Source organism: Anoxybacillus sp. MB8 (genome assembly GCF_011006755.1).
In the GTDB taxonomy this organism is placed as follows: Bacteria; Bacillota; Bacilli; order Bacillales; family Anoxybacillaceae; genus Anoxybacillus; species Anoxybacillus gonensis.
In genome coordinates this window covers 82,153-92,666 of sequence record NZ_RXXX01000006.1, presented here as the reverse complement: position 1 = coordinate 92,666, position 10,514 = coordinate 82,153, and the positions used below count along the sequence as shown (strand labels likewise).

Below are 10,514 nucleotides of genomic sequence, written 5' to 3'. Positions count from 1 at the left end.
TGCCTGTATATTTGTCTTTGTTTTTTGCCCAATCTTTCATCGACTTAAAAAATGATTGCCAATTTTGATGCAACATTCTTAACGTTTGTTGGGCACATTGAGCCATTGGCATCGCTCGATAGTCTGCATCCATCCCTTTTGTTTTCAGCAGCTTGTCTAGCTTGTTGTAAGAAAGATACGTGCCGTGTTGAAAAAACGTTTGCCTGACTTGATAGTTAGCGAAGTTGTACAAGTTTTTTGATCGAAAACAATACTCGTCGAGCATCGGATAATACGGATGGTTTGGATAAATGATGTGCCTTTCCACTCGATTCACGTTGTTCACCTCGCTTTCTCTTTATACTATACATGTTCATAAGAGAACCATGCAATAAGATGTAAAGATAATCACGAAAGAAGTGGGATCTCAAATATATTTTTTCAAATTTTTAATATATTTTTATGATTGAATTAAAAAACAGAACCATATCGCTTTCGTATAATGATGTGAATGATCGATTTTTTTGAAAACGATTACAAAAAATCGATAAAAACTTCTTTGCATATGCGCATAGAAGGTGTATACTATGACATGAAGGGCGGACAATATTTTACAAAAGGTCATGGGAGGTTTACAAATGGTAGCCGAAAAGCATACCAACGAAGAAAAACATGATGTCCTACGAGCGACGCAAATCGTCATACATAGAGCGCTTGAAAAGCTCGGATATCCTGAAGAAGTATACGAGCTGTTAAAAGAGCCGTTGCGCATGTTAACGGTGAAAATTCCGGTGCGCATGGACGATGGCTCAGTGAAAGTGTTTACTGGCTACCGTGCACAGCATAACGATGCGGTCGGTCCAACTAAAGGGGGTATTCGCTTTCACCCGAACGTAACAGAACGCGAAGTGAAAGCACTTTCCATTTGGATGAGTTTAAAATGTGGCATTGTCGATTTGCCGTATGGCGGTGGAAAAGGCGGAATTGTATGTGATCCTCGTACGATGTCATTCCGTGAGCTAGAGAGACTCAGTCGTGGTTACGTTCGCGCCATTAGCCAAATCGTCGGTCCAACAAAAGATATTCCTGCACCCGATGTGTTTACGAATTCACAAATTATGGCGTGGATGATGGATGAATATAGCCGCATTGATGAATTTAACTCACCGGGATTCATTACCGGAAAACCGCTTGTGTTAGGTGGTTCACACGGTCGTGAAACGGCCACGGCCAAAGGGGTTACGATTTGTATTCGTGAAGCAGCGAAAAAGCGCGGCATTGACTTAAAGGGCGCGCGTGTTGTTGTGCAAGGATTCGGTAACGCTGGAAGCTATTTAGCGAAATTTATGCACGATGCGGGAGCGAAAGTGATCGGCATTTCCGATGCATACGGCGGTTTATATGATCCAAACGGTCTTGACATTGATTACTTATTAGATCGTCGCGACAGCTTTGGTACGGTGACGAAACTATTTAAAAATACAATTACAAATAAAGAGCTGCTTGAATTAGATTGTGACATTTTAGTTCCAGCAGCGATTGAGAATCAAATTACAGAAGAAAATGCGCACAACATTAAAGCGAAAATTGTCGTTGAAGCCGCAAACGGTCCGACGACATTAGAAGCGACAGAAATTTTAACAGAACGCGGAATTTTAATAGTTCCTGACGTCCTAGCAAGCGCTGGTGGAGTCACCGTTTCTTACTTTGAATGGGTACAAAACAACCAAGGATATTATTGGACGGAAGAAGAAGTGGAAGAAAAGCTTGAAAAAGTGATGGTAAAAGCGTTCAATAACGTATATGAAACGTCGCAAACACGTCGCGTTGATATGCGTTTAGCTGCATATATGGTCGGGGTGCGGAAAATGGCGGAAGCGTGCCGTTTCCGTGGCTGGATTTAATATTTGCACGAATGCGAAAAATCTCCTATCATTGTATGATAGGAGATTTTTCGTTGAGGTGAGCATCAAGTGAAAAAAGAACAAATCATTATTGTTGGTGGAGGACCGTGTGGATTAGCTGCTGCGATCGCATTACAAAACGCGCACTTTTCACCGCTTGTCATTGAAAAAGGAAATATCGTGAATTCCATATACCACTATCCGACACATCAAACTTTTTTTAGTTCGAGTGACCGGTTAGAAATTGGTGGCGTGCCGTTTATTACAGAAAATCGAAAGCCGAAACGGAATCAAGCGCTTGCTTATTATCGTGAAGTGGTGACGCGAAAAAACATTCGCGTTCATGCGTTTGAAAAAGTAGAGCGTGTCACGAAGCAAGCGGATGGAACGTTCATCATTGAAACGAGCAAAGATACGTACGAAGCAACGTACGTCGTGATTGCGACAGGATATTATGACAACCCAAACTATATGAACGTGCCTGGGGAACATTTGCCGAAAGTGACGCATTATTTTAAAGAAGCACATCCTTATTACAATACAGATTGCGTCGTCATTGGTGGAAAAAACTCAAGCGTCGATGCAGCATTAGAACTCGTGAAAGCAGGGGCGCGCGTCACCGTATTATATCGCGGCTCACAATATTCTTCGAGCATCAAACCGTGGATTTTGCCCGAATTTGACTCGCTTGTACGCCAAGGGGTCATTCAAATGGAATTTAACGCCCATGTGCAAGAAATTACGGAAGACGCGGTTATTTATCGCGTTGGCGATGAAGTGAAGTCAATCAAAAACGATTTCGTTTTTGCAATGACAGGCTATCATCCTGACCATGATTTTTTAAGGAAAATGGGCGTTCATATCGATGCTGAAACAGGGCGGCCGATGTATCATCCAGAAACGATGGAAACGAATGTGGAAGGTATTTTTATTGCCGGTGTCATTGCCGCTGGAAATAACGCGAATGAAATTTTTATTGAAAACGGTCGCTTTCATGGCGATCTAATTGCTGCGTGCATCGCAAAAAGAGAGGGAAAAGTGTCCGAATAATTTTCGGACGCTTTTTTTATTGTTTCTTTTTGTTAACTATAATAAAATATAAGTTAACAAAAAGGAGGGGGAAGAGGATGAGAGGATTTTTTATTACAGGTACAGATACAGATGTAGGGAAAACATTTGTCACCACTTGTATGTTGCGCACCCTGATCGATAAACGTATACGTGCAACGGCTTATAAACCTGTTCAAAGCGGAGCGCAATGGAAAGAGGGAAAATGGATTGCACCTGATGTGGACATGTATCGAAAAATCATCGATGTCACCGATGAAGAAGGATGTACATATATATTGAAAACCCCTTGTTCTCCGCATTTAGCTGCCAAAATCGATGGGGTAACTATAGAGCCGGAACGGATTGTGGCGCATATGCAAAAGCTGCAACAAACGTATGATTTCGTGCTTGTCGAAGGGGCGGGAGGAATTGCTGTTCCGATCGTTGACGAATCATTTCTCGTTGCTCATTTAGCTCAATTGTTATCGCTTCCGCTCATTATCGTTGCGCGAGCGAGCGTCGGAACGATTAACCATACGGTGTTAACGGTGGAATATGCGAAAGCGTTTGGACTGCAAATTGCCGGCATTGTGATGAACGGCTTTTCTACACCGAAAAATGAAATCGAACAAGACAACATACGGATGATTGAAACGATGACAGGTGTTCCGGTGATTGGTGAAATCCCGCATATGACAAGCGTTTCTTATAGTGACATTGTATGGAGAAAGGAATGGTGGCAATGAACGAGTGGATCGAAAAAAGCAAAACATACTTATGGTTGCCGTTTACGCAAATGAAAGATTATGAACAACATCCGCTCGTCATTGAAAGCGGGGAAGGAATTTTTTTAACAGATGTGAACGGAAAAACATATTATGATGGATATTCATCACTTTGGCTCAACGTGCATGGACATCGCAAAAAAGAAATTGATGATGCGATTCGCGCCCAACTTGAGCAAATTGCCCATTCGACGCTTTTAGGCGCGGCGAATATTCCTGCGATTGCATTGGCAGAAAAATTAATTGAATGGACGCCAAGTCATTTGACGCGCGTGTTTTATTCAGATAGCGGAGCGGAAGCTGTAGAAATTGCGCTCAAAATCGCCTTTCAATATTGGCGAAACATCGGAGAACATAAAAAACAAAAATTTGTCACATTGACAAATGGGTATCACGGAGATACAGTCGGCGCCATTAGCGTCGGGGCGATTGATCTTTTTCATACCGTATATGAACCGCTCATGTTTACAAGCTATAAAGCGCCGTTTCCGCTCGTCTATCGCCATTCGAGCAACGATCCAAACGTTGTGCGTGATGAAGCGTTGCACGCATTAGAAACGTTACTAGCCGAACGTCATGAAGAAATTGCTGCAATTATTGTTGAAGGGATGATTCAAGGAGCGGGCGGCATGCATGTCATGCCAGCGGGGTATTTAAAAGGGGTAGAGCAATTATGCCGCCGTTATCACATCTTATTCATTGTCGATGAAGTGGCCACTGGATTTGGACGAACAGGAAAACGATTTGCTATTGAACATGAAGACGTGAAACCGGATATTATGACTGTTGCAAAAGGAATTACAGGTGGTTATTTGCCGATTGCCGCTACGTTGACGACCGAAACGATTTATGAGGCGTTTTATGGCGATTATACGGAGTTTAAAACGTTTTTTCATGGACATTCTTATACAGGAAATCAGCTTGGCTGTGCCGCTGCTTTAGCAAATATACAAATTTTTGAGCGCGAGCGACTCATTGAACAAATAGAGCAAAAAGCTACATTCGTTGCCGAACAGCTCGCATCTTTTACTGAACTGAATCATGTCGGTGATGTGCGACAGCTTGGGCTTATGTGCGGCATCGAGCTTGTGCGCGATCGACATACACATGAACCGTATCCGTGGACGGAACGGATGGGATATAAAACAACGTTAAAAATGAGAGAAAAAGGGATGTTAACACGTCCGCTTGGCGATGTGATCGTCTTCATGCCGCCGTTAGCGAGTACGTTTGAGCAGTTAGAGGCGATGATTGCGATCATGAAAGAGGCGATTATTGAAACGACAGAAAAAAGGGGCTAATTGTCAGCCCCTTATATTTCACCATATATAGGTTCAGGATTTTGAAGTTTCTCCACTTTCTCTTCAATCCCATTTTGCGCATTAATAAAAATGCGGTACGTGTCATCTCCGAGCGTTCCTAAAAACTCATAGCAAAGCACTTCTTGATTCATATTGTTCATAATGATCGCTTTTCTTTCTTCCATAATGGTGACATTTGGGTTCATTTTTTTTCGTGCTTGTTCAATAGAAATAGATGGTTTTGGAATTTTCCGTTCGCGTTTCGACGATAAGTAATCGCGAGCAGAAAAGCCGATAATGTTTCCATCGTCTAATGCAATCTTCATTTTAATGGATTCAGGGTAAATACGAACGCCATCTTTTGCTGTGACGAATGTGAGAACAGCGACATGATCATATTGTGTGCTTTCGTACAATTCGAAGTTGTTGAATTTATGTTGTTTTAAAAACTGAAGCCCGCGCATCGTTGCTTCATTTAAACTAATGTTTTGTTTATTGACGGGGCGGTTTTCAATGACCCAAATCGGATATCCTCCTTTTTCGGTAATATCCATATACGTTTCGCTTTTTGTTTTCGGATGTTTAATCGTTACACTATAAAAAGCATCGCTTGCTCCTTCTCCGCTATGAACGACTTGGATGTCCTCATTTCCTTTTAAACCGAGAAACGTTTTTGCAATTTGCTTTGCTTCTTCTTTTGTAATCTTTTTCCCAGAAATATGTTCAAACCCTTTCGTCCTCTTTTCGATGCTTGTAAACGACGGACCGAAGTCGGTTTCGTTATAAGATTGAACGTTTTTCTCTACCGTTTGAAATCCATCAATAATGGTGTTGTCATTTGGGCGATTGTTTGTCGCAAGCGCTAATTCGACATCCATCCAACGCAAGTTATTTTCTAATACGAGATGCTGTACATTTCGCAACTCTTGTTGAATGTCAGCAGATTTTTTATATAGTTGTTGCAACGTTTTATATTCTTCAGCGTTCAATGGCTGTTTATCTAAATCGCGAATAGCTGCACGGTAGCTGAATGAGCCAATATTAGACAAAAACTCTTCTGTTTTATTGAACGGTAAAAGTGAGAGCGGAAGTTGCCCAACTGTTGCATGTGCTTCTGACGCAAGACGCCACACTTCCGCAAGTGCTGGTGACAGCGATTGGCGGGAATTCATCGCAAGCGTTGTTCCAATTTGATCATGAAGTAAGTCGATTTGATATGTTAAATCATGAAATGCGCGTTGATAATTGTTTTCTGCATGAATTAAAATCGCATTTTTTTGTTGATGCTCGCGATATCCCCAATAGGCTGTGCCAGCAATGCCGATCGATAGTGCTCCAATAAGTAAAATTCGTAGCAAAAAACTCCCCTCCTATTTACAAAAAATATGTTTTCCAATTCGTTTAATTTGCGGACGGCTCCAAATCCACCCGTTTGTCGCTGTATGTGGATTAAAATAATATAACGCTCCGCTTGATGGATCCCATCCGTTTAGCGCATCAAGTACCGCTTTGCGAGACGTTTCGTTTGGGGTGAGCCAAATTTGTCCGTCTGCGACAGCTGTAAACGCTCCTGGCTCAAAAATAACGCCAGCGACGGTGTTTGGAAACGAAGGGCTATTGATGCGATTTAAAATGACTGCGGCAACAGCCACTTGTCCGATATATGGTTCCCCGCGTGCTTCACCGTGTACAGCGTTTGCCATAAGCTGTATATCGTTTTGTGAGAATCCGTTTGGAACGTTTACTGCAGCGGATTTGACGCGCTTTACAGCCATTTGTTTTGTATTTGTCGCTTTTGTAGCAGCGGCTTGATTTTTTTTGTTTGTTTTACGTGCTTTCACTTGTTTGCTTAACGGGACGCCGCCGTAATGAGTAAACGTATGTCCTTTTCGCAAATTGTTATGAACAAATGATTTGTAATATTTTGATGCGCGTACGAGTTTTTGCTTCGTCGTGTCTCCTGCTAACCCATCGACAGGCAATTTAAATTTGTATTGAAAGTTTCTTAGTGCCCAATACGTTCGCCAACCGAACACTCCATCAATTTTCCCTCTGTAAAAGCCGAGATATTGCAATCGTGCTTGTAGTTCAATGACATCATCGCCGACAGCTCCGCGTTGGATGACTTGTTTGGAAAACGCGTGCGCCTGCGATGTATAACTAAATGAAAAAATCAAAAATAAACAAATGAACCATTTGCGCATTGTGACTCCTCCCTTGATGTGTAAACAATACCTTTTGACGCTATTTTTTGTCACAATAACGTTTTTATACATAAGAAAAGCGAAAGGACTTGCATAAATAAAAAAAGCCAAGCGTTACGCCTGGCTTGATGATTGGGTCATCTCGATCGTCATCCCTCTCGCAAGTTTGACTTTTCGCAAAGCGAGCCACCATAAAAAAATCATAAACGGAAGCATGTAATATATCCAACGTTCTTGCGTTAATAAAATATAGTCGTATATGCCGTGAAAGAAAAACGGAAGGAGAAAAGATAACCATATATAGTTTTTTTCTTTTTCAGGTAAACCGAATTTTGCCCTTCCTAAATAAAAGCCCATAATGACACCAAACAACGCATGGCTTGATACAGGTAAAAGAGCGCGCGTAACCGCAAATTCAACGCCATTTGCAAATAAATATAAAATGTTTTCAAGCGTAGCAAATCCGAGCGATACACTTACTCCGTAAACGATGCCGTCATATGGCTCGTTAAATTCCCGATGGTCATAAATCGCATAGTAAAACACAAACCATTTAAAAAACTCTTCTAGCAAACTTGTTGATAAAAACGCTTCAACAAAGGCGTTTGGGAGCATATGCTCAACTTTTAATACGTGTTGAATAAACATGAGTGGAAACACTAAAAACGTACCGTATAAAAACATGCGTAAAACGAGTGATAACGGTTCCGTTTCGTATTCATCTTTTAAATAAAAATAACTGAGCAGCGCTAATCCGGGAGCAATCCCTGCAGAAATAATAGCCCACATCATTTTTTCCTCGTTCCCAATTCTTTTCTTTTCATTTTGATGGTATCATGTTATTGTCAAATTGAAAATGCTATGAGGTGTATTTTTCAATAAAGAAAGAACTGTTTTTAGCGAGGGGGATTTACACGTTGATTAAAATAGGGGTGCCGTTAACGCTTGAACCGAAATATAGCGAAAAAATGGAAAAATATAAATGTAAAGTAGCAGAAATGGAAGAAGGGAAAATTTACATTGATTATCCGATTGATATGAGCACGAATCGCACCGCATTTTTGCTCGACGGAACGCAATTAAAAGTAAGTTTTGTCGGGGAAGATGAAGCGGTTTATGCGTTTGAAGCAGAAGTGTTAGGCCGAACAAAGCGCAATATTCCGCTTCTTATTTTGTCATATCCTGGAGATCAGCATCTTATTCGTATTCAACGTCGTCAGTTTTTACGTGTCGATGCGATTGTAGATGTTGCTGTTCATCCGCTCAATGACGAATTTGCCCCGTTTACGACCGTTACAAGTGATATCAGTGCGGGTGGTGCAGCCATTGTATTGCCAAACAATGAAACAGGGGTAAAACATGGGATGACGATTGACATTTGGCTCGTGCTCCATATGCGTTCAGGAGATTATCACTATTTACATTTTCCTGCACGCGTTGTTCGCATTTTTGAAGAAAATGTTTTAAAAGCCTCTTTAGAATTTTTGGAAGTGAACGATGTAGATCGTCTGACATTGATTCGTTACAGCTTTGAAAAACAGCTGGAAACGAGGAAAAAAGAACAGTTGGACGCATAAATATAGCCGTTTTCTCCCATAATAAAAATAAAAAAATTAGAGAGGGAGAAACGAATGAAGACAATTGAACGAATGTTATGGAAGCTAGCGATCATTCAATTTATTTTTTTATTTATTGCTCAGTTTGTCGTTTCTTATTCGTCCATTGCTCCTTATATTGTGAAAGTCATTCATTACGAAGGGGTAATGAAAAATTCCGCTACGAAAACGATTGAAACATTCGACCAACGATAAACGGTATGATACAATATAAGAAGCAGGAGTGTTCCTGCTTTTTTGTTGAAAACAAAACGATGTATAGGAGGCAGTATGGAAAAGAAAATTTCGATCGCGATTGACGGACCGGCAGCTGCTGGAAAAAGCACGGTCGCGAAACGGTTAGCTGAAGCATTATCTTACGTTTATATTGATACAGGAGCGATGTATCGCGCCTTAACATATTGCGCTCTTCAGCGCGGAGTAGATGTTCATAATGAAAAACAATTAATGAACGTCCTTCATGATACATATATTGAATTAAAGCCGTCTCCAATCGGACAGCTTGTATTGGCAAACGGTGAAGATGTAACGGAGGCGATTCGAAAAAACGATGTGACAAACAACGTATCGTATGTCGCTAAACATCCGGCAGTGCGAGAAGAAATGGTAAAACGCCAACGTGAGCTAGGGCAGCATGGCGGTGTTGTGATGGACGGTCGCGATATTGGTACGCACGTGTTGCCACACGCTGAAGTAAAAATTTTTTTGCTCGCCTCTGTGGAAGAACGGGCAAAACGTCGTCATGAAGAAAACGTGGCGCGTGGCATCCCTTCTAATTTAGAGCAACTCAAAGAAGAAATTGCTCAGCGTGATCGAATTGACTCTGAACGTAGTGTCGCTCCGTTAAAAAAAGCAGAAGACGCCATTGAAATTGATACAACATCGCTATCCATTGATGAAGTTGTTGATCGCATTATGCGTATTGTTCAAGAAAGGGTGAAGGGGTAGTGAGTTTTTACACGTTTGCCCGCGCGCTCGTGAAACAAGTGCTTACTCCACTGTATCGTATTGAAGTTAGTGGAGTCGAACATATTCCAAAAGAAGGTGCGGTTATCATTTGCGCGAATCATATTAGCAACTTAGATCCGCCGGTTGTTGGTATTACATGTCCGCGCCCGGTTCATTTTATGGCAAAAGAAGAACTGTTTCGCACCCCTATCGTTAAACAACTCGTCTCTCGCTTGCATGCGTTTCCCGTTCGTCGCGGAATGGGTGATCGCGAAGCGTTGCGAACAGGATTAGCTTTATTAAAAGAGAAACATGTACTCGGGTTATTTCCTGAAGGAACGCGAAGTAAGGATGGAAAGTTGAAAAAAGGGCTAGCGGGGGCAGGATTTTTTGCATTGCGTAGCGATGCGGTTGTCGTGCCTTGTGCGATTGTCGGTCCTTATCGTATTGGAAAAAAGTTAAAAGTTGTATACGGTGCCCCAATTGACTTTACACCATGGCGAGAAAGAAAAGCGAGTGCCGATGAAGTGACGGCCGTGATTATGGAACATATTCAACAACTTTTACATGAACATCAATAGTTATGACTTGACAAAATGAATGTTTTAATACAGATTAGTAAAAAAGGAAGTTTTTTCTTTGTGTCAAATGGACGAGCATATTGTTGTTCGCCCATTGAACATATATTTCTGTCGTCGAGCAGGTGTGGAGTGTAAGGAGGTATTCA

General features: G+C 41.5%; 11 protein-coding genes and 1 pseudogene. 8 read left to right on the top strand and 4 right to left on the bottom strand.

What is annotated here, in order from left to right; translation table 11 throughout:
- A pseudogene (locus EKC99_RS04195) lies at positions 1–316 on the bottom strand (RNA-guided endonuclease TnpB family protein); the annotation flags it as partial.
- Positions 317–617: 301 nt separating this feature from the next.
- Here EKC99_RS04195 and EKC99_RS04190 point away from each other — a divergent pair.
- The 4 genes from EKC99_RS04190 (at position 618) to bioA (ending at position 5,019) form a co-directional block, all read left to right on the top strand.
- Positions 618–1,883, top strand: a complete 1,266-nt coding sequence (locus tag EKC99_RS04190) for a Glu/Leu/Phe/Val family dehydrogenase (RefSeq protein WP_006319394.1) — start codon at positions 618–620, stop codon at positions 1,881–1,883.
- Between the two features lie 69 nt (positions 1,884–1,952).
- Entirely contained in the window at positions 1,953–2,933 is a 981-nt protein-coding gene (locus EKC99_RS04185) for a YpdA family putative bacillithiol disulfide reductase (protein ID WP_163150677.1), read from the top strand.
- 77 nt (positions 2,934–3,010) lie between these two features.
- Positions 3,011–3,679, top strand: coding sequence for a dethiobiotin synthase (gene bioD, locus EKC99_RS04180; RefSeq protein WP_163150675.1), 669 nt, complete (start codon positions 3,011–3,013; stop codon positions 3,677–3,679).
- Positions 3,655–5,019: an adenosylmethionine--8-amino-7-oxononanoate transaminase gene (bioA, locus tag EKC99_RS04175; RefSeq protein WP_163150673.1), complete on the top strand. Its 1,365-nt coding sequence runs from the start codon at positions 3,655–3,657 to the stop codon at positions 5,017–5,019. The genes bioD and bioA overlap by 25 nt, the downstream gene beginning before the upstream one ends.
- An 11-nt stretch (positions 5,020–5,030) precedes the next feature.
- On the opposite strand, the gene ypeB is transcribed toward bioA, so the two are convergent.
- The 3 genes from ypeB to prsW all read right to left on the bottom strand — a co-directional run bounded on the left by ypeB (position 5,031) and on the right by prsW (position 8,012).
- Positions 5,031–6,377 carry a germination protein YpeB gene (ypeB, locus tag EKC99_RS04170; RefSeq protein WP_163150671.1) on the bottom strand — a complete coding sequence of 449 codons (1,347 nt, stop codon included), beginning with the start codon at positions 6,375–6,377 and terminating at the stop codon, positions 5,031–5,033.
- A gap of 12 nt (positions 6,378–6,389) precedes the next feature.
- The gene (gene sleB, locus EKC99_RS04165) at positions 6,390–7,223 is read right to left on the bottom strand and encodes a spore cortex-lytic enzyme (protein WP_483296092.1); all 834 of its coding nucleotides are present in this window, start codon (positions 7,221–7,223) and stop codon (positions 6,390–6,392) included.
- Positions 7,224–7,337: 114 nt separating this feature from the next.
- Positions 7,338–8,012 carry a glutamic-type intramembrane protease PrsW gene (prsW, locus tag EKC99_RS04160; protein ID WP_163150692.1) on the bottom strand — a complete coding sequence of 225 codons (675 nt, stop codon included), beginning with the start codon at positions 8,010–8,012 and terminating at the stop codon, positions 7,338–7,340.
- 128 nt (positions 8,013–8,140) lie between these two features.
- Here prsW and EKC99_RS04155 point away from each other — a divergent pair, with 128 nt between their 5' ends.
- The 4 genes from EKC99_RS04155 to EKC99_RS04140 all read left to right on the top strand — a co-directional run bounded on the left by EKC99_RS04155 (position 8,141) and on the right by EKC99_RS04140 (position 10,368).
- Positions 8,141–8,800, top strand: a complete 660-nt coding sequence (locus EKC99_RS04155; RefSeq protein WP_163150669.1) for a flagellar brake protein — start codon at positions 8,141–8,143, stop codon at positions 8,798–8,800.
- A gap of 54 nt (positions 8,801–8,854) precedes the next feature.
- The gene (locus tag EKC99_RS04150) at positions 8,855–9,034 is read left to right on the top strand and encodes a YpfB family protein (protein WP_009373703.1); all 180 of its coding nucleotides are present in this window, start codon (positions 8,855–8,857) and stop codon (positions 9,032–9,034) included.
- Positions 9,035–9,109: 75 nt separating this feature from the next.
- Positions 9,110–9,787 (top strand): (d)CMP kinase, encoded by a 678-nt coding sequence (gene cmk / locus EKC99_RS04145; protein WP_019417631.1) that lies wholly within the window; start codon positions 9,110–9,112, stop codon positions 9,785–9,787.
- Positions 9,787–10,368 carry a lysophospholipid acyltransferase family protein gene (locus tag EKC99_RS04140; RefSeq protein WP_009373701.1) on the top strand — a complete coding sequence of 194 codons (582 nt, stop codon included), beginning with the start codon at positions 9,787–9,789 and terminating at the stop codon, positions 10,366–10,368. Before cmk ends, EKC99_RS04140 begins: the two co-directional genes overlap by 1 nt.
- Positions 10,369–10,514 lie beyond the last annotated feature (146 nt).

Excerpts from the sequence above, each read along its gene's own strand:
- prsW (WP_163150692.1), bottom strand. The coding sequence starts at position 8,012 with ATGTGGGCTATTATTTCTGCAGGGATTGCTCCCGGATTAGCGCTGCTC.
- sleB (WP_483296092.1), bottom strand. The coding sequence starts at position 7,223 with ATGCGCAAATGGTTCATTTGTTTATTTTTGATTTTTTCATTTAGTTAT.
- EKC99_RS04150 (WP_009373703.1), top strand. The coding sequence starts at position 8,855 with ATGAAGACAATTGAACGAATGTTATGGAAGCTAGCGATCATTCAATTT.
- bioA (WP_163150673.1), top strand. The coding sequence starts at position 3,655 with ATGGAGAAAGGAATGGTGGCAATGAACGAGTGGATCGAAAAAAGCAAA.
- bioD (WP_163150675.1), top strand. The coding sequence starts at position 3,011 with ATGAGAGGATTTTTTATTACAGGTACAGATACAGATGTAGGGAAAACA.
- EKC99_RS04190 (WP_006319394.1), top strand. The coding sequence starts at position 618 with ATGGTAGCCGAAAAGCATACCAACGAAGAAAAACATGATGTCCTACGA.
- cmk (WP_019417631.1), top strand. The coding sequence starts at position 9,110 with ATGGAAAAGAAAATTTCGATCGCGATTGACGGACCGGCAGCTGCTGGA.